Annotated in this window: 18 protein-coding genes; 10 read left to right on the forward strand and 8 right to left on the reverse strand. The window is 37.1% G+C overall.

Features of this window, described 5'->3' with window-relative positions; genetic code table 11:
* Position 1 precedes the first annotated feature (1 nt).
* The 8 genes from PX700_RS04755 (at position 2) to PX700_RS04790 (ending at position 6043) form a co-directional block, all read left to right on the forward strand.
* Positions 2-712 carry an SDR family NAD(P)-dependent oxidoreductase gene (locus PX700_RS04755; protein ID WP_479520002.1) on the forward strand — a complete coding sequence of 237 codons (711 nt, stop codon included), beginning with the start codon at positions 2-4 and terminating at the stop codon, positions 710-712.
* Positions 709-1965 carry an NAD(P)/FAD-dependent oxidoreductase gene (locus tag PX700_RS04760; protein WP_479520003.1) on the forward strand — a complete coding sequence of 419 codons (1257 nt, stop codon included), beginning with the start codon at positions 709-711 and terminating at the stop codon, positions 1963-1965. Before PX700_RS04755 ends, PX700_RS04760 begins: the two co-directional genes overlap by 4 nt.
* The gene (locus PX700_RS04765; RefSeq protein WP_415637010.1) at positions 1958-2695 is read left to right on the forward strand and encodes a DUF1365 domain-containing protein; all 738 of its coding nucleotides are present in this window, start codon (positions 1958-1960) and stop codon (positions 2693-2695) included. The genes PX700_RS04760 and PX700_RS04765 overlap by 8 nt, the downstream gene beginning before the upstream one ends.
* Positions 2696-2732: 37 nt before the next feature.
* Complete coding sequence (locus tag PX700_RS04770; protein WP_479520004.1) at positions 2733-3995, forward strand: class I SAM-dependent methyltransferase; 1263 nt, start codon at positions 2733-2735, stop codon at positions 3993-3995.
* Positions 3973-4473, forward strand: coding sequence for a DUF2878 domain-containing protein (locus PX700_RS04775; protein ID WP_479520005.1), 501 nt, complete (start codon positions 3973-3975; stop codon positions 4471-4473). Before PX700_RS04770 ends, PX700_RS04775 begins: the two co-directional genes overlap by 23 nt.
* Positions 4474-4527: 54 nt before the next feature.
* Complete coding sequence (locus PX700_RS04780; protein ID WP_415637007.1) at positions 4528-5016, forward strand: chalcone isomerase family protein; 489 nt, start codon at positions 4528-4530, stop codon at positions 5014-5016.
* A 1-nt stretch (position 5017) separates the two neighbouring features.
* The gene (locus tag PX700_RS04785; RefSeq protein ID WP_479520006.1) at positions 5018-5557 is read left to right on the forward strand and encodes a DUF3833 domain-containing protein; all 540 of its coding nucleotides are present in this window, start codon (positions 5018-5020) and stop codon (positions 5555-5557) included.
* A gap of 210 nt (positions 5558-5767) precedes the next feature.
* A complete protein-coding gene (locus PX700_RS04790) occupies positions 5768-6043 on the forward strand; it encodes an HU family DNA-binding protein (RefSeq protein ID WP_479520007.1) in 276 nt (91 codons plus the stop codon).
* 92 nt (positions 6044-6135) lie between these two features.
* On the opposite strand, the gene ilvN is transcribed toward PX700_RS04790, so the two are convergent.
* From ilvN to PX700_RS04830, 8 genes are all read right to left on the reverse strand, one after another.
* Entirely contained in the window at positions 6136-6633 is a 498-nt protein-coding gene (ilvN, locus tag PX700_RS04795; RefSeq protein WP_479520008.1) for an acetolactate synthase small subunit, read from the reverse strand.
* Complete coding sequence (locus tag PX700_RS04800) at positions 6633-8357, reverse strand: acetolactate synthase 3 large subunit (RefSeq protein ID WP_479520009.1); 1725 nt, start codon at positions 8355-8357, stop codon at positions 6633-6635. The genes ilvN and PX700_RS04800 overlap by 1 nt, the downstream gene beginning before the upstream one ends.
* 428 nt (positions 8358-8785) lie before the next feature.
* On the reverse strand, positions 8786-9793 hold the full coding sequence (locus PX700_RS04805) for an isocitrate dehydrogenase (RefSeq protein WP_197238466.1): 1008 nt from the start codon (positions 9791-9793) through the stop codon (positions 8786-8788).
* 207 nt (positions 9794-10000) lie between these two features.
* Positions 10001-11689, reverse strand: a complete 1689-nt coding sequence (locus PX700_RS04810; protein WP_479520010.1) for a hypothetical protein — start codon at positions 11687-11689, stop codon at positions 10001-10003.
* Between the two features lie 11 nt (positions 11690-11700).
* Positions 11701-12084: a DUF3192 domain-containing protein gene (locus PX700_RS04815; RefSeq protein ID WP_415637079.1), complete on the reverse strand. Its 384-nt coding sequence runs from the start codon at positions 12082-12084 to the stop codon at positions 11701-11703.
* 70 nt (positions 12085-12154) lie between these two features.
* Complete coding sequence (gene xni / locus PX700_RS04820) at positions 12155-12928, reverse strand: flap endonuclease Xni (protein ID WP_479520011.1); 774 nt, start codon at positions 12926-12928, stop codon at positions 12155-12157.
* A gap of 10 nt (positions 12929-12938) precedes the next feature.
* Positions 12939-14282, reverse strand: a complete 1344-nt coding sequence (ppnN, locus tag PX700_RS04825) for a nucleotide 5'-monophosphate nucleosidase PpnN (protein ID WP_479520012.1) — start codon at positions 14280-14282, stop codon at positions 12939-12941.
* Between the two features lie 62 nt (positions 14283-14344).
* Positions 14345-15880 (reverse strand): diguanylate cyclase, encoded by a 1536-nt coding sequence (locus tag PX700_RS04830; protein ID WP_415637002.1) that lies wholly within the window; start codon positions 15878-15880, stop codon positions 14345-14347.
* 204 nt (positions 15881-16084) lie between these two features.
* Between PX700_RS04830 and PX700_RS04835 the strand changes: the two genes are divergently transcribed.
* Positions 16085-17872, forward strand: coding sequence for a M61 family metallopeptidase (locus PX700_RS04835; protein WP_479520013.1), 1788 nt, complete (start codon positions 16085-16087; stop codon positions 17870-17872).
* 448 nt (positions 17873-18320) lie between these two features.
* Positions 18321-20405 carry a sensor domain-containing protein gene (locus PX700_RS04840; protein ID WP_479520014.1) on the forward strand — a complete coding sequence of 695 codons (2085 nt, stop codon included), beginning with the start codon at positions 18321-18323 and terminating at the stop codon, positions 20403-20405.
* The last annotated feature ends 82 nt before the right edge of the window (positions 20406-20487 follow it).

A 20487-nucleotide genomic window follows, 5' to 3' on the forward strand; every position in this document is an offset into this window, starting at 1 on the left:
TATGATCACACTTATAACGGGTGCTACTTCAGGTATTGGTGAGCAGCTAGCAATTAAATATGCGCAGTTGGGAGATACTGTTATTGCCTGTGGTCGTAATAGTGAAAAGCTCGCTGAACTTGCTAAGCACGATAATATTCAAGCATGTAAATTTGACGCAACTAACTTACAGGATATTAAAGAGTCGACAGTTGGCTTTCCTCATTTTGACCGTGTTATTTTAAATGCAGGTAATTGCGAGTACGTAGACGACGCACGAAATTTTGATAGTGCATTGTTTGAGCGTGTAATAAACGTAAATTTACTTTCTATGGGATATTGCCTTGAGGCACTACTTCCTAAAATAAACTCAGGCGGTCAGCTTGTTTTAGTTAGCTCAAGTGTTACTTACCTTGCGCTACCTCGCTCAGAAGCTTACGGAGCATCGAAGGCGGGCGTAAGTTACTTAGCAAAAAGTTTAGCTGTTGATTTAAATGATGTAGATGTGACTTTAGTTCATCCTGGTTTTGTGAAAACTCCGCTTACTAATAAAAATGATTTTCCAATGCCGATGGCTGTGACAGCTGAGAAAGCCGCAGATTATATGATTAAAGGAATACATAAACGCCGTAAAGACGTTCACTTTCCGTATCGCTTTACACTTATATTAAAAGCATTACGCATTTTACCACTCCCACTTTGGCTTAAAATCGCAAAAGGATTAGCCCGTTGAAAAAAATAGCAATAATAGGAACTGGTGTATCTGGTTTAACATGTGGGCATTTGCTTCACAAACATTACGATGTAACCGTATTTGAAAAAAATGATTATATTGGTGGTCATACAGCAACTGTTGATGTTGACGTGTGTGGTATAAAATACGCAATAGACACCGGTTTTATTGTGTTTAACAACCGAACTTACCCTTATTTCGAAAAGTTACTTTCACGAATTGGCGTAGACAAACAGACAACACAAATGAGCTTTAGTGTTCATAACGAAGCTACTGGTTTTGAATATAACGGCCATACGTTTACAAGTTTATTTGCACAGCGTCGTAATATTTTTAGACCAAAGTTTTGGCGTTTATTGTACGACATTGTTAGGTTTAATAAACTGTGTAAAGCACTACATGAAAAAGATGATTACCAAGTAGACCAATCATTAGGGCAACTGCTTAGCGACAATCACTTTAATGACTTTTTTAAATACCATTACATTCTTCCAATGGGAGCTGCTATTTGGTCTACCAGCATTAAAGAAATGGAAAATGTTGGCGTAGAATTTTTTGTTAAGTTCTTTTTTAACCATGGCCTATTAGATGTAACAAACAGACCGCAGTGGTATGTAGTACCAGGCGGTTCTCGTCAGTATATTAAGCCGTTGATTAGAGGCTTTGCCGATAAAATTAACCTCAATACAGATATTAAATCTGTTACGCGTCAAAATGATGAAGTAACAATAGAGTTTGCCAATGGTGAATTAAGTAAGTTTGATAAAGTGATTTTTGCTTGTCATTCAGATCAGGCGCTTGCACTACTTGGTGATGCTACGGAGCAAGAAAAGTCAGTATTGGGTGCAATAGCTTACACTGAGAACTCAGTTGTGCTGCATACTGATACAAACCTTTTACCAGATAGAAAAGCGGCATGGGCAAGTTGGAACTACCTACTTAATAACAATACAGATAAAGCAGCTGTTGTAACCTACCAAATGAATATATTACAAGGGATACAATCGGATACACAGTTTTGTGTAACGCTTAATCACCTTGAAGGAATAAACCCAAGTAAAATTTTGCGCGAGTTTACTTATCACCACCCTGTATTTAACCAAGAGTCTATTGCTGCTCAAAAACTTAAACACAGTATTGACGGGCACAATAATAGTTATTTTTGTGGTGCTTATTGGTACAATGGTTTCCATGAAGACGGTGTACACAGTGGTGTAGATGTGGCTAAACAACTTGGGGTTGAATTTGACTAGTGCAGTGTATTTAGGCGATGTAAAACATCGCCGTTTTGCTGTTAAAGAACATCGTTTTAGTTACCCGTTATATATGATGTGGGTAGATTTAAATAATCCTCAGCAATTAAATGGTGTACATAAACAGTTAGGTACATCAGGCTTAAAAGCCTTAAAGTTTAATGAAGCAGATTATCTTAAAAATATATCAGCCCCTTACCAACACCCCATTATTGAACGCGCAAATGAACAACTTGCTGCATTAGGTGTAAATGAGACGTTTACTCATGTTTATATGCTTGGGCAACTTCGTTGTTTTGGTGTGTATTTTAGCCCTGTTAATTTTTACTTTTTTGGAAATAACGACACCCGTTTTAAGTACATGATTGCTGAGGTTAGTAATACACCCTGGAACGAGCGTCATTATTATTTAGTACCTTTAGAAAAAAAAGTGAACTTTAAGAAGGTTTTTTCCGTATCACCTTTTATGAATCTAGATATGAACTATCACTGGCATGTTAAACAATCGCCTGATAAAACATTGATACATATTGAAAACAAGCGAGATGAAGAGTTATTATTTGATGCAACACTTCGCTTAAAACGTAAAGAACTCACTAACGAAGAACTAAGTAAGTTGTTTAAGCGTTTTCCGGCCATGACATGGTCTATTTTCAAAGGTATTTATTATCAAGCGTTAAAGTTGTTTATAAAGCGAGTGCCTTTTTTAGGTCACTCAGGTAAGCCATAAAGCACATCGATAGTCAGGACAATTAATAGGTATTTTAATGGATAAAGTGTCGAGCTTAAATTGCGAGCAAAGTACGAGTTGGTTAACTAATATATATAAAAAATTAGTGACTAAGGCTTTCGCCTCAATTAAAACAGGTCAAATAATTTTAATTGACGCAAATGAACGTACAGTTTTTGGTGATGCGTCGTCAGCACTAAAAGCGACAGTCACAGTTAACGATAAAGCAATGTACAAGGCATTTGCGTTATCAGGTAGTGTTGGCGCTGGTGAATCCTACATATTAGGGCATTGGTCTTGCGACAATTTAACGTCATTTATAGAAATATTTGCTATAAATGAAAAACAACTCGACGAGTTCGAAAAGAAATTCGCATTTTTTAGCAACATAGCCCACCGATTTAATCACATAAAAAATAAAAATTCAGAATCGGGATCTAAGAAAAATATTGTTGCTCATTACGACTTAGGTAATGATTTGTACGAATCTTTTTTAAGTAAAGAAATGCTTTATTCGAGTGCAGTGTACCCTACAAAAGAAGCCACACTTGAAGAGGCGCAGCAATACAAACTCAAACGTATTTGTGAGCAAGTTGAGCTTCAAAAAAATGATTCAGTTATTGAAATTGGTACAGGGTGGGGCGCTTTTGCAATTTACGCAGCGACCCATTACGATTGCCACGTAACAACAACAACAATATCTGATGAGCAACATGATTATGTGGCTAATAAAATTATTGAACTTGGCCTTGAAAGTAAAATTACATTACTTAAGCTTGATTACAGGCTATTAAAAGGCAAATACGACAAGCTTGTTTCTATTGAGATGATTGAAGCGGTTGGTCATGAGTATTTACCGAGCTTTTTTACCCAATGTGGTGAGCTTTTAAAAGATGACGGCGCTATGCTTATTCAAGCAATCACTATTGGCGATCAGCGTTATAAGCATTACCTAAAAAACTCTGACTTTATTCAACAGTATATTTTCCCGGGTGGGTGCTTGCCATCACTCAACGAAATGAGTGAGCAAATTAAAAATAATACAGATATGGTTATTCACACTGTTAATGATATTGGCGCTCACTACGCTCGAACATTAGCAGATTGGCGAACTCGTTTTATAAAAAGCTGGCCTGATTTGGACCGCTCTAAATTTGATGAACGCTTTTACCGTTTATGGTTATTTTACTTTGCTTATTGTGAAGGTGCGTTTAGAGCCAGAGCGACCAGTACTGTGCATTTAATGGCGCGTAAACCACGTTTTATTAGCGATAACGATGATATTGCGCTCAATTACTAATTTTGTTTTGTTTCAAGCAGTGTGGTTTTTATCACTGCTGCTTGAAGCTGATTCGCTAATTTTTAGCGGATTAATTATTATTTTAATGTTTTTGTTGTCAAAGCAAAAAAAGCAAGACACCTTACTGCTAGTCAAAGCGCTACCTTTAGCCCTGTTGTTAGAATTTATAGCGGTAAAGTTAGGCTTGTTAGAATTTAAAGTATATCCCTTCCCCCTATGGCTTGTTTTTTTATGGGCTGCATTATTACTTTCTTTAAATACCTCTATGGTCTTTTTAAGTAGATTAAAACTTTGGCAAGCCTTTTTAATGTGCATTGCTTTTGCGCCTGCAAGTTATTGGGCTGGTGCTCGTTTTGAAGTAATAAGCCTAGGATTACCTTTATGGCAATTTTGGCTTGTTTACGGTGCGCTTTGGTCTACCATGTTTACCGCTATCCTTTTTATAAACCAAAAAATAAAGTTATTTATTAACCGCTGATCGGCAATAATTTTCACTTCGTAACACTACCCAGTTATTCAAAGGGAGCTCATTTTGAAATTTTTACTAAAGGCAATTACTTTTTATTTGCTTACAACCTCAATTGTTTTAGCCAACACACAATTTAGTAAAGTGGGTGAGGCGCGAATGGAGTATTTATTTTGGGATGTATATGATGCTGTGCTATTTACCCCTTCCGGTAATTACAGTGAAGGAACACTTCCTGTTAAATTTAAGCTCACCTACTTACGAGACTTTGATGCTAAAGAAATAGTGAAAGCAACTAATGAGCAGTGGGAATATATTGGAAAAACAGGGTTAGCAGACAAATATGACAGTAAATTACTGTCGATTTGGCCTGATATTAAACAAGGTGATTCGCTAACGTTAATCACAAATGAGCAGGGTATGAGCACTTTTTATCATAATGATGAAAAAATTGGTGAAATTAATGAACTTCAATTTTCGAGTGATTTTTTAGCCATTTGGCTTGATGAAAAAACCTCTGAGCCAAAACTACGAAAGCAACTATTAGGGAATTAATATGAAAGTATTAAACACGTTTAAAACAGTGATTATATGCTTATCGGCTGTGCTGTTAATTAGCTGTTCGGCGCCGAATGTTGAGCATTATAAAAATACATCACCAAATTTCGACTTTAAAACATTTTTTAGTGGAAATTTGAAAGCCTACGGTGTTGTACAAGACTTTAAAGGCGAATTAACCCGTAAGCTTGTTGTAGACATGAATGCAACTTGGGATGGTAATGAGGGAGTTATAGAAGAAGACTTTGTTTACGACGATGGCGAAACTCAAAAGCGTATTTGGAAAATAACGTTAAATGAAGACAACAGTTTAACGGGGACAGCGGCTGATGTTATAGGTACGGCAAAAGGTAAAAGTGATGGTAGCGTATTTCATTGGAATTACGATGTAGCGCTTCCATATGACGGCAGTACTTTAGAAGTGAATTTTGACGATTGGATGTACCTGGTTACACAATCGCGCTTGATAAACCGCACATCTATTGTTAAGTTTGGTGTCGAGGTCGGGGAAGTGACCTTAGTTATCGAAAAAATATAGCTTATTTACCCAGTTGCTTAACTTGCGCCAAAATTGTACTCAAATTAAGTCTTTGTTAACCCAACACGCTGTATTCTACCGAGAATTATTTAAATTTTACTCATTTTTTAAGAATTTAAGCAAAAAATGCAATTTGCTGTTGCTAACTCTTTAAAAATGCATAAAGATAGGTTTTGCGAAGGCAAAATAATAACGAATAGGAATCTAACAATGAATAAAGCTCAATTAGTTGAAAAAATTGCTACTGATGCAGAAATCTCAAAAGCCGCTGCTACTCGTGCTCTTGACGCGTTTACAGGTGCTGTAACTTCTTCTTTAAAAGAAGGTGATTCAGTAGCATTAGTTGGTTTTGGTACTTTCTCAGTAAAAGAACGTGCAGCGCGCACTGGCCGTAACCCACAAACGGGTGCTGAGATCCAAATCGCAGCGGCAACTATCCCAAGCTTTAAACCAGGTAAAGGTCTTAAAGACCAAGTAAACCCTTAATAGGTTTAACGAATTAAATTAAAAAAAGAGCTATTTAGCTCTTTTTTTTTATGTTTAAAAAGCCGCTATATAACGGCTTTAATCGATGAATGTTACGCTTTTAGCGCTTTATCGCCTCGTCCAATGCCAACAGCACCTGAGCGAACAACTTCTATAATATCGGTTTCATGGCGAAGTGTGTCTAAAAACGATTCTATTTTGTCTGTACTGCTAACTAATTGCAGGCTGTAGCTTTGTCGGCCCATATCTAAAATAGCACCTTGAAATACATCAACTACGCGGGTAACCGCTGCTCGGGTTGTCTCGTCTTGAGCAAATACCTTAACAAGTAATAACTCTCGTTCAATGTGGCTCATTTGTGTTAAATCGATAATTTTAAGCACATCTACAAGTTTATTAACTTGTTTTGTAATTTGCTCAACGACTCTGTCATCGCCCATAGTGGTAATGGTAATTCGCGACAATGACTGATCGTCTGTTGTGCCTACAGTTAGACTGTCGATGTTGTATGCGCGCTGCGAAAAAAGTCCGACAATACGCGATAGGGCACCGGGTTCGTTTTCTAATAAAATAGATAAAATACGACGCATTATGCTTTTACTCCTTTACGTAACCACATTTCATCAATGCCGCCTAACTTAATTTGCATTGGGTATACATGTTCTTTTTCATCAACGTTTATATCTAAAAAGACTAAACGATCGTTAATACTCATTGCTTTATCTATAGCCGGTTGTAATTCATCTAATGTATTTACTTGTATGCCTACATGCCCGTAGCTTTCAACTAACTTAACAAAATCAGGCAGTGAGTCCATGTAAGATGATGAATGACGTCCGCCATAAACCATGTCTTGCCATTGGCGTACCATACCTAAAGAGCGGTTATTTAGGGATACAACTTTTACCGCTAAGTTGTACTGCAAACAGGTAGATAACTCTTGAATGTTCATTTGGATAGAGCCATCACCAGTAATACATACAGACTCTTTATCAGGGAACGCTATTTTCACGCCCATGGCGGCTGGTAGCCCAAAACCCATAGTGCCTAGGCCACCTGAATTGATCCACTGGCGAGGGTGTTTAAATGGATAATACTGCGCTGCAAACATTTGGTGCTGACCAACGTCTGAGCTAATATAAGCATCACCATTTGTTGCTTTGTAAACCGCTTCAATTACAGCTTGTGGTTTAATTTTGTCGCCATCAGTGTTGTAGCTTAAACATTTTTGTTCACGCCAGCTGATAATTTGACGCCACCAATCTTCTTGTGCGCTGCGATCTATTTTAATTGGGCTTTTATCAATACCCGCTTGTAGTTGCTCTAGTACCGTTGCTAAGCAACCTACTACCGGTATGTGCGCTTTGATTGTTTTTGAAATAGAAGTGGGATCTACATCAACATGTACAATGGTGGCATTTGGGCAGAATTTTTTAACGTTATTAGTAACTCGATCATCAAAGCGAGCGCCTAGTGCTAAAATTACATCGGCGTTAGCCATTGCTTTGTTTGCCTCTAATGAGCCGTGCATGCCTAGCATACCAACAAAGTTTGGATGCACACCTGATATACCGCCAAGCCCCATTAGTGTATTTGTAATGGGTGCATTTAACGATTCAACTAAATGGGTTAACTGCTCTGATGTATTTGAAATAACAATACCACCGCCTGAGTAGATAACCAGTTTTTTGGCCTCTAGAATAGTGGTAACGGCTTTGCGAATTTGCTTTGAGTGCCCTTTAGTATTAGGGCTGTATGTTCTTAGTTCTGTTGTTTTAGGAAATTCGTATGCGAATTTAATAGCAGGGTTAAGCATATCTTTAGGAAGCTCAACCACAACAGGCCCAGGGCGACCTGTACTCGCAATATAAAAAGCTTTAGCTAAGATAGTAGGAATTTCTTTAGCACTTCTACAGTTAAAGCTGTGCTTAACTACAGGGCGAGAACAGCCAACAATATCAGTTTCTTGGAATGCATCATCGCCTATTAAACTAGTAGGAACTTGGCCCGCTAGAACAACCATAGGGATTGAATCCATGTAGGCCGTTGCAATGCCTGTTATACAGTTTGTAGCGCCAGGGCCTGAGGTTGCAAGTACAACACCAACGTCTCCAGTAGCACGAGCATAACCATCAGCCATATGTGTGGCAGCTTGTTCATGGCGTACTAATATATGCTCAATATCATCTTGCTGAAAAAGTGCATCATATAAGTCTAAAACCGAACCACCGGGGTAGCCAAATATGTATTTTACCTTTAACTCTTTTAATGCCTGAACTACTAGTTCAGAGCCATTATATTCTTGTTTGCTCATCCTCATTCCTCTGTGCGCTTTTTTGTGCATAAAAAAACCCCCGCGTAGTGCGAGGGTTTTTAAAAAGCAGTATCACCTTTTAATACATCCCCGCTGGGCTTATAACTAAGACCAGTACGAGTACGACTAAAAGATTTGTTTGTATGTTCATAGTTTTTACTCTACTTAGCAAAACACTGCTTTAAATTAAAAATTCTGTATAGGTTTATTTTTAAGGGTTTTTAGGCGTCACGTCAACCTTAAAATCGTTTATTTGCATTAAAATTTCATTTTCGTTGCGTTTTTAATTTTAAATTGTCAAAAGTAAGGGTTTTGATTGGTTTATTTGGAAGAAATTATGCAGGTTGATGTTGAGTGTATGTGGTATGCATTTACAAAAAAAAACCCGCTAAATTAGCGGGCTTTCTAAATTAATAACGAGTAAATAGTTATAGACGGTCAATTACTGATTGAGTGAAATCAGTTGTACCGTGGCTGCCGCCTAAATCGCGAGTTGTACGGTCGCCAGATTTAATAACATCAGCAACAGCACTACGAATACGCTCTGCTGTATCGCCCATATCTAAATGCTCAAGCATTTGGATAGACGCTAAAATTACAGATGTTGGGTTAGCTAGGTTTTTGCCAGCAATATCTGGTGCACTACCGTGTACCGCTTCAAAAATTGCAGCGTCTTCACCAATGTTAGCACCTGGAGCCATACCTAAACCGCCAACTAAACCAGCACAAAGGTCCGATAAAATATCACCAAATAAGTTAGTCGTAACAATTACGTCAAACTCTTCAGGTGTCATTACCAGTTTCATACACGTTGCATCAACAATCATTTCATTTGATTCAATTTGTGGGTAACGCTCAGCTACTTCACGTGCAACTTTTAAAAACAAACCAGAAGTTGATTTTAAAATGTTAGCTTTATGAACAGCAGTTACTTTTTTACGACCTTCACGCACTGCTAGTTCGTATGCAAACGTTACGATTTTTTCTGCGCCTTCACGTGTAATTATCGATTTTGCTTCTGCTTCGTTACCGTCTTCACTCACTACTTGGCCTGCGCCTGAGTACATACCTTGTGTGTTTTCACGAATAGTAATAATATCAATATCGTCATAACGCGCTTTAGTACCAACAAATGATTTAACAGGGCGTACGTTAGCGTATAAACCAAATTGCTTACGAAGTGTTACGTTAATAGACGTAAAACCTTCACCTACAGGCGTAGTTAATGGGCCTTTAAGAGTGATTTTGTTTTTAGCTATTGTATCAACCGTGTCTTGTGGAAGTAACTCACCTGTTTTTTCAAGTGCAGCTAGGCCAGCATCAACAAATTCATAATCAAAGTCGCAACCTGCGGCTTTTAATATTTCAAGTGCTGAGTCGATAATGCTCGGACCGATGCCGTCGCCTTTGATCACTGTGATGGTTTGTTTGGCCATTGACTTTTCCTTTAAAGAGTTTGATTTGCACATAAATTATTACCCTGAGAGAGTAATCGCTTGTTAGAACATTTATGTGAACGTGCTTGAAAATTTTAAGGGCGCATTTATACCAGTTTATCACCCATTTTGCTAGTTTATACAAAAAATACTGGGTATACATCAAGGTTATAATGGGTATAAAGACGTTAAATAGGTTTTCATAAATTAAATACTATCAAATAACTCAAGAGATTCTAATTGCAGATAAAAATCTGTTGGGTTGTGCCAATTGAGTATTTTTAGTTGCTCAAATAACGTTTGTTGCTGCCATGCAGTGAGCGCAAGTTCTGGTTTAAATACATTTTGAGCAACAATTTTAAGTGTGATCCAGAGTTTATGAGAATCAGTTAAGTGTTTTTTAGGTGTTTGCTCTGCTTCTAACAGCGTAGCTGTCCATGGGTTATCGCTCAATAGATGAGTAAGCTGTTGTGCTAGTTGCTCACTATTAATTACATTTACCCCAAAAAATGAACAAATCGGCTCACTCAGTTTTTTATTTGGAGTGTCGTCAATGAGTGTTTTACGAGAAAGCTGTGTACTACAGTGTGTTAATAAAAAATGGACGTAAGCGTATAAAGGTAAAGTGATGAGCTCAAATTGGTCGTGATTATTTTTGCTCATCAATAAGGCCATTATTTTTACAAATCCATTTAATCTGTTAGCAACATAGACTTGTAAGGGGTGTGGGGTAACATTAACTAATTCTTCAAAAACAACCCGTTGAATTATTGCAGGCGCATTATAATAGCCGACCATCGATAAGCTATGCTTTAAGTCTTTAGCAGCCTGATGTTCTTTATTATAAGGTTTTACCGCCTCACACAAACTAGCAATGACGTGAGGATGAGCTGCCAACAAACGACTTAATCCTTTATAGCTGTATTCGTGCTGTAGTTTAATATTACTTATTAGTTCAAGTAAAGACAGCGCCTTATCAACCTCAGCCTCACTTTTTGACTTAACATGCTCACTATTAAACACTTTAAAGCTGATTGTTTTGTCAGTGCAGTGCCATTGTTTTGGATTATCGTTAAGTGCTGCTTTTACTCTATACCAAGCTAATTTATTTGCATTAGCGGTACTAATTAAAACATGCCTTTGCTGTGCATCAGTTGCTAAATAAATCATGGTTTGCTCGGCATATAAAACGCGGCTTCCCGGTAATAAGGACCCTAAATGCGCTATAAGCGATTTAATTAGCTGTAGTGCAAACAAATTTGGTGTGCGAATGTACAAATCAGTAAGTGCTTTAAATAAACTAATATGTTTGTTAGCCGTATTGCTAGTAACATTCATGCTAATAATATTTGCTAAAGCAATCAGGGTAATGCCGCCATCGTAAAGCATAATTTTAGGCGCACTTACCAATGCTTGTTTATATTTACTTAATTTAGCTAACAATTGTGTAACGGGTTTGGCAGAATCACCATTAGATAACATTACTTTTGCAGCTAATTGATGGCGCATCTTCCATATTTTTTTATCAGAATCTTGAAAAGGTGTTTGCTCGCAAAGTTTGTTTAATTGCGCTCCAACACACAAATGCTCAATGAGAGCAGCCGCTATGTATAGCTCACTTAGGGCACTATCATAGTTTTGAGATTTACAAAGTGCAGCGGTTATTACACTCTGACTAACAACTAAGTTGGTGGCATAAGAATAATTAGGATTATAAAGCGTTAAACGAGCTTGTAATGCGAATGGCTGTTCGCTATAGAGCACTCTATATTGCTCAGCTAGCTTACTTGCCATGGGGTATAAGGCTGTCCATTTTTGTTTATTATTGTAATAGCTTAAAAACAGCTGCGTATTATTAAGCAGCTGCTCTAAAGTCGTTGAAACAGCTTCATCCATTAAACCTTCACCTAATTTTGTTCCTGGTATTTATTGTATGCACTCGGGCCCCATAAAAATAACTGCCCATTTTTAAACAATAGCCCAGTACATTCATCTATAGTAGTTATACCGTCAGAGGTTATATGCTGTGTACGGTAAAACACTATCTGAAAGACTTGTTCGCCGTTTCGTTTAGCATATGTAAGATCGGGGCTGCCTAAATAATCAAGCACACTATTTAGCGTGGTTGGCTTTTCAAGTGATAGTTTTTGGATGTAACGTTTATTAAAAGCCTCTCTGTCTTGCCAGATCATAGCCTGTGGATCGTCTTTATAAAAAGTGATCACCAATGAGGCTATCAGCGCATATAGCCCTAAACCTAAAATTAAGTATCTAATAAATTTTTTCAATATGGTTTACTCTGACTCCGGTAACTAATAAATAGTATACGTTTTGTAATGTTTAGAGGCTATTAACTTGCGATTAATTAAGTCTTAACTGCTTTAAACTAAAGCCTAAATTTATATCGGTCCGTAAACTTACCAAGTGCTTTGAGATTACGTACATATCCATATTAGCGGCTAGCTTTGTTTTAATACTCGGGCTTAAAGACTCATCTTCTGCAGCTTGTTCAATTGAATTGTAGTTATTAACGATTTGCTGCGCTGACTTAGTACCTATCCCTTTAACTCCCGGAATATCATTTGTCTTATCACCCGCTAAAGCCCAAAAATCAACAAGCTTATTTTGTTCAACACCAAAGCGCTCTTTTATACTTGTCTCATCAAGGTAGAGTTTTTTAAAATAATCATACACTGTAATATAAGGGCCTATATACGGTAAAAAGCCTTTATCGGTAGAAACAACAGTATTAGCTATTTGATTATTTGATGCTTTAAACGCAAGCGTTGCAATAATATCATCGGCTTCATCGTTAATAGGCTCAAATACAACAATACCGGTTTCTTCAATTGCAGTTTTAAAATGCAATAGGGCGTCTTTTAATACTTGAGGCATTGGCGCGCGCGAGTGTTTGTAGTCTTTATAAAAATGATAACGCCAGCTTTTGTCGCCATCAAACACAGCAATGGCATGGGTTGCATTACTGGTATCTAAAAGCTTTTTACATGCATGTGTTACACGAGAACAACACGTTTGTATCATCTGCTCGTCGCTGTGATGTTTTTGATTAGCGTCAACGGCGTAAATGCGCCTAATTAAATTAAGCGCATCGATAAGAAGTAAATGGGGTTTCAAACTATAAAACTCATGCTTTTATTTTGTAACACGGAACGTATTTGCTGCCAGGGAGTTTCATACGGCCTTGATCAACAAATGCTTGTAATAACGTATCCATATTTTCCATAAGGGCAGGTTCGCCGCTTAAAACATATGGACCGTTTTGCTTAATGGCTTTAACGCCTTCGTCTTTTACATTTCCAGCAACAATACCTGAAAAAGCCCTGCGTAAATTAGCTGCTAGTAGCTGTTTTGGTTGATCAAGATGTAAATCCAGACTTGCCATATTTTCATGTGTTGGTGCAAAAGGTTGTTGAAAGTCGTTATCTATTTTTAATGTCCAGTTAAAGTAATAAGCATCGCCTTCACTTTTACGGTAATCACGAACATTAGCCATCGCTGATTTTAGCTTTTGACCCACTAATTCAGGGTCATCAATAATAACTTCAAACTTATCCAGTGCTTCTTTGCCGAGTGTTATTTCAACAAAATCACATAGCTCTTTAAAGTACGCTTCACTTTCACTAGGGCCCGTTAAAATAACCGGTAAGCATTGTTTGGTATTATCAGGGTGCAGTAATATGCCTAATAAATATAACAACTCTTCGGCTGTGCCTGCGCCACCAGGAAAAATGATAATCGCGTGAGCTGTTCTAATAAACGCTTCAAGGCGTTTTTCAATATCCGGTAAAATAACTAACTCGTTTACAATAGGATTTGGTGGCTCGGCAGCAATAATGCTTGGCTCAGTTAATCCTAAGTAGCGGTTGTCGGTATTACGCTGTTTTGCATGGCCAATAGTGGCGCCTTTCATTGGGCCTTTCATGGCACCAGGGCCACAACCGGTACAAATATTTAAGCCACGTAAACCAAGTTCGTAACCTACTTGTTTTGTGTATTTATATTCCACTTCGTTTATTGAGTGTCCACCCCAGCAAACAACCATATTGGGTTCGCTTTTAACGCGCAGTGCACCCGCATTTCTGAGCATATCGAATACCATATGCGTAATCGCTTTTTGCTCTTTTAAATCTTTTTCGTATTTTTGACAAATAAATAAAATATCACGAATTACAGAGAATATATGTTCGTGAATACCGGTAATTATTTCGCCATCAACAAATGCTGTTTCGGGTGGGTTTTCAAGCTCAATTTTAATACCTCGTTCGCGGCTTACTAAACGAATATCAAAATCTTGGTATTTGTCGTATATATCGTTACTTTCGTCAGTATGGCTACCTACATTAAGCACTGCAAGTACACAATTTCTAAATAACTTATAACGCTCACTAGCAGAAGATTGTTCTAATAAATCAACTTCTAATTGCGAGAGTAAATCTAATACCCCAGTTGGGTTTAACTGTATTAACATAGACGTTCTCCTTACTGCTAAATCGTAAAACTGCTTGTCATAAAGTTATAATAGCTATGACATTATTTACTGGTACAAAGTCTATCTCGCCCTGAGTTTTTGGCCTTATAAAGAGCTTCATCTGCTCTATCAAATGCTATGAGCGGGGTATCGTCTTTTTTAAATTGAGTTGCACCAACTGAAATAGTGATTTCAATTTGTTTATCTCTGAATTTGAAGGGGATATTTTTAATTGCTCCTCTTACTTTATCCAAGGGTAAGGTTGCGTTTTCTAGCGATACCCCAGGCATTAAAAGTACAAATTCTTCACCGCCATAACGCGCTATAAAATCAGATTTTCTGACTGATTTTTGCAATGCTTTTGATATAACCTGAAGGGTTATGTCGCCGGCTGTATGGCCAAATCTATCATTTATAGATTTAAAGTGGTCAACATCAATAACTGCAAGCGTAACATCTGATGGCTGCACATTAAACAAATGCATTTCGTGATTATAGCGTTCATCAAATGCGGCTCGGTTAGGCAGTTTTGTAAGCCCATCAAGTAAGCTTTTAAAGCGCTGCTCATTTAAGCGTTTTTTATAAGTAGTTAACTTATCTTCTAAAGTAATAATTCGTTTATTTATTTCACTAAAACTAGATGTAAGCATTTCTCTATCTTTTCGTTCTAATTTTTCTTTTGCTATAAAATCTTCGCTTAGTGATTTTAGCTCGTTATCAACGAGTTCTTTTAAAGATGAGATTGACGTTGCTTTTTGGGTTTGCTCATTAAGATTTTTTATTTTTAGTTCTATACTTTTATTTAATGAGTCAAACTCAACCTCCATTGACTCAGAGTGCTTGCTAGTTGAGATAATAGAGTTGTGTAAATCTTCGAGGGTTTGATTCAATGAAACTAAAAAGCTTTGCGCCGATTTACGCTCTTTACTAATGTTTTTTACTACGACTTCAATTATGTTAATCGCGACGTCGAGTAACGCATCGACTGTGTCGCTTTCAGTAATGTTATTTTTTATATTATTAATTTGCAGTGTAGCTTCTTCTTCAAGAACAAGTTCATTAGCTAGCTCAAGCAGCTTCTTTGCATGAGTTTGTTTCGCTCGGCGTTTCTTATCAACCTCAGGGTCTTGTTTAGTTATTAAAGCCTGATGATAAAAAGTAATAAGTTGATCAAGAAGTGGGATATAACCATGAGTTGACTGGACATTATTAATTTCGTTATCAATTAAGTTTCTTAGTGTTCTGCGAGTATCATCAGGTAAACCTTTGGTTTTTTGTAGTTGTTTACCGGCATTTTGCACACTGTTGAACAGATCTCGTTGCTGAGCTTGCTGAGTCGACTCTTGATTTTTAAGTAGCGTTAAAGTTTCACTAATAAGTGGGTAGAGATTCTCAAAGCTTACACCTTTATTTAGCACACTTCTAAATTTTGCAAGGCGGTTATCTAATTCAGTGTCAAGCCCTTTACAGCTCAACGATAATTTTGCCGTAAAATCACACAGGATATCTACTTGATGTTTACGTGCACTTTCAACAGCCATACGAGCATCAATTGCTTGTTTGAGCTTTTTGTCTGTTGCGTTAAATCTTTCGGACACCTAAGTATACCGCCATCAAATTAATTTTATTATCTTTAGTTTACAACAAATTTTTATTATGTGTAGTTATCTAGTAAAAAACTTAGAAATTTTAATAAGCTACTACATATAAACTCGTATACAGGGCAATTTGTCGTATTTAATTCACTTTTAAATAGCAGCTTGTTAGTCTTGCAAGCAATTAAGTTTCCACTAAGAGTTTCTATGAAAAAGTTATTAGCCCTTTCTATCCTAGCTGCATGTTCAGCACCTGTATTTGCCGATGTGAATTATTCTTTAGAAATTTCGCAACCACAGCACCATTTAGGTGATGTAAGTGTAGAGTTTCCAAAAACTGCGCAAGCACATCTTGATATAAAACTTCCTGCATGGCGTACGGGCCGTTACGAAATGCTAAACCTCGCCAATGGCATTCGTTATTTCAAAGCTAAAGATGAAGATGGCAAAGAGTTAAAATGGGAAAAAATTGACCACAGTACATGGCGTATTCACCTTAATGAGCCAACAGAAGTTAATGTTGACTACCAAGTGTATGCAAACGAACTTGGTAAGCGTGCTCGCCATATCGACGACAGCCATGCATTTATAGATGCGTCAGGTTTTTTTATGTTCAGTGAGGCGTTTCGCCAAGAGCCTGTAACCGTTAATTTAGACGTGCCTAAAAAATGGCGCTCAGTATCGGGTATGGATAATTTAAAAGGTAAAAATACTTTTAAAGCAGCTGATTACGACGTACTTGTTGATTCGCCAATCGAAACAGGTATTAATCAGTTACATACTTTTGAAGTAGACGGCCGTGAATATGATTTAGTTATATGGGGCGAAGGTAACTACGACGTAGAGCAAATGCTTACCGATCTTAAAAAATTAGTTGCCACTGGCAATGTAATTTGGGATGGCTATCCGTATGAACGTTATGTATTTATGGTTCATGCTACATCGGGCGCAGGTGGTGCTACAGAGCATTTAAATTCAACAATTATTCAACGTCCACGCGATCGATTTGGTAGCCGCGAAGATTACCTAGCCTTTATAAGTACCGCTGCGCATGAGTTTGTTCATACGTGGAATGTAAAAGCATATCGGCCACAGGGTTTAGTGCCTTACGATTACACGAACATGAACTACTCTAAATTGCTTTGGATTGCTGAAGGTTCAACAAGTTATTTTGAAGATCATTTAATGGTTCGCTCTGGTATTGAAACCACAGATGAATTTTTTAAAGTGATGAGCAAAACCATTAATCGCCATTTACAAACACCGGGTCGTGAAGTGCAAAGCGCAAGCGAAACAAGTTTTGATAAATGGATTAACCAAGGTGGCGATCATGCACGTAACTACAGCACCAACATTTATTCTGAGGGCTCGTTACTCTCTTTAGCTTTAGATATCGACCTACTTGAAAAAAGCCAAGGTAAAATAAGCTATCGCGACGTGCACAAAGCACTTTATAACAATCATAAAATGCCAGCCGGTTTTACAGACGTAGACGTGCTTAATATTTTAAAAGACTTAACAGGGCGTGATTACTCAAGCTGGTGGCAGGAAAATGTAGAATCGCCAGCCAGTATCAACTTTGATGAACTACTTACTAAGGTCGGCTTGAAATTTGAACGTCCAGAAAAAGCAAAAGCCCTCGCAAGCATTGATGCTACTGCTAAAAACACAGGTGAGCTACTCACCCTAAGCTACGTTCGCCGCGGTGGAAGCGCATGGAAAGCAGGTTTAACTACCGATGATAAAATTGTCGCTATAAACAAACATCACGTAGGTAAAGATTTAAAAACCAGCCTAGAAACGTTTAAAGCTGGCGACAAGGTAACGGTTGACTATCTTCGTCGTGATGCTCTTGAAAGTTTAACATTAGTGCTATCAGGAGATTTTGATAAACCCAAAAAAGTAGTTGCTGATAAAGACGCAACGCTTGAGCAAAAAGCACTGTTTAAAGCGTGGATAGGCGTAGATCATCCAAATGATGTAATTAGCAAATAACTATAATAATTATATTATTATGTTGATTTCATAACGTGATTCACAGTATTACAGTGTGGATCACGTTATGTGTTTTTTTAGTTTCATATATAAAGATAAGTAAATCTTGAATTCTAGTGTATTGAAATTAGGTATGTTAAAAATGAAATAATGTTAACAGAGGAAAGTTGCATGTTCTTTATACTAAGTTTATCAAAAGTAATTTCAAGACTAAATTAGTATCATAAAAAAAAAGAGTGAGCTATTAGGCCTGATAATTCATAGCAGACAGCTGCATTTTGACTCAAACATAATCTGTTTAGATGAAGTTGGTGTATGAAAAACAAACGATCGTCTTGTTTTATTACTAAAATCAAACTAATTACTAATTTAAGCGCATTTTTTAGAGAAAAATTAGTCATTAAATACTATTATTATTAGTAAGTTCTTCTTGATCCCTGCCATCGAAATGAAAATAGATAAAGTTGTAAATGCGTTAACTCATCAATTTGTTACAAATGACCCCCTCCATCAATTATTTGATGCGGTTAATGCTATTTCTGTGCAAGGATATGACGAACAAAGACGTGTAATTTATTGGAATAAAGGCAGTGAGTATCTTTATGGCTATAGTGCACAGGAAGCTTCTGGACAAAAACTTGAAGATTTAATTATTCCTCCCCCGATGCAAGACGCGGTTGTATCTGCTCATACAAATTGGCTTAATAATGATGAAGAAATCCCTGCAGCGGAGCTTACTCTGCGGCGTAAAAATGGCGCGCAGGTGTGTGTGTATTCAAGTCATGTAATGTTTATAAATCAATATAATATTAAACAAATGTATTGCATAGATATTGATTTAACCGATGTAAAAAAGGCCCAAGGGCAGGCCGTTTTCAAAGAAAAAATGCTTGAAACTATTTTCGAAGCAATTCCTGATTTATTTTTCTTAATGCAAGAAGATGGCACTATTGTTGACTATCATGCCAGCAATGAGAATAACCTCTATGTTAATCCTGATGTATTTATTGGTAAAAGCATGTTTGCTGTATTACCTGATGAAATTGCGATTAAATTTCAGGTTAATGTTGCCAAAGCACTAAAACAAAAAGTAATGATTAGCTTTGAGTACGAACTTAGACTGCCTAAAGGCACTGTTTATTTTGAAGCCCGTATAAATCATGTACCTCAATATGAGCAAGTCATGGTTATTGTTCGTGATATTACCGAACAACATAAATCAGATGAGTTAATACGCCATCAAGCCTATTTTGATAGTTTAACATTACTTCCTAATCGCTTTTTAGCGCTAGATAAGTTGTCTGAAATTTTGAAAAATGCAGATGAAAATAAAGGTAATGCCGCTGTTTGTTTTCTGGATTTAGATGATTTTAAAAAAATTAACGACTCACTAGGGCATGAAGTTGGCGATAAACTATTAATTGAAGCTGCTGCAAGACTTCAGCGAACTATCAGTGATAGCGGTATGGTAGGAAGGTTAGGGGGCGATGAGTTTATTGTATTATTACCAGATTTAACCTGTGCAAAAAGTGCGCTACGCATAATCGATAAACTCCTAAAAAACTTCAGAGAACCATTTAAAATAGAAGGCCGCAAATTAATGGTTACGTTAAGTGCTGGTATTGCTATGTATCCTGATAATGGTAGTTCAGCTTCAGATTTACTACGTAACGCAGATACCGCAATGTATCAAGCTAAAGCATTAGGCCGAAACACCTATTCTTTTTTTGCAAAGCAAATGAATGTAGTAATCCAGCGGCGTTTATCAATTGAAGAGCAAATGAGTGGTGCCCTTGAGCGTAATGAATTCGAACTATACTACCAACCACAATTAGATGTTAAAAATAAACACATCATTGGTGCAGAAGCGTTATTACGCTGGAATAACCCTGAGTTAGGGAATGTAACACCTGATGAATTTATTCCGATTGCGGAAAATACAGGATTAATTGTACCTATTGGTAAATTTGTAATTAGCCAAGCATTACATTTTTTAAATGAGTGGCAAAGCTCCTGTAAACGCGAACAAAAATATACAATGGCAGTTAACTTATCTCCTCGTCAGTTTAGAGATGAGGGGTTACTTCGCTTTATTCAAAATTCATTGATCGACGCTGAAGTAAATCCCGAAAGTTTAGAATTTGAAATCACTGAGGGAGTACTGATGAGTTGCCATACTAATGTTGTTGATATATTGACTGAAATTACGGCATTAGGCATTAACTTATCAATGGATGACTTTGGTACGGGTTATTCGTCATTAAGTTATTTAAGAGAGTATCCATTTAATGTGCTCAAGATAGACAGAAGTTTTATAGATGGCATTGTGTTAAATAATGAAGATTGCAATCTAGTGAGAGCAATCATTGCCATGTCGCACAGTTTAGGGCTGACAGTGGTTGCCGAAGGCGTAGAAACAAAAGAGCAACACACTTTATTAAACGAATTAGGCTGTGATTTTATGCAAGGCTTTTATTTTAGTAAGCCAATACCAGCAAAACAGTTTCTTGATTTTTCAATTAATTTTAAATAAAAAGTAAGATTAAACACTCGATTGTAACAAATCATTACACGGCTATTGACCTTATTATCGCATCGCGAGTAACCTGTTATAG

The sequence above is a fragment of the Pseudoalteromonas sp. TP27 genome (assembly GCF_056470645.1).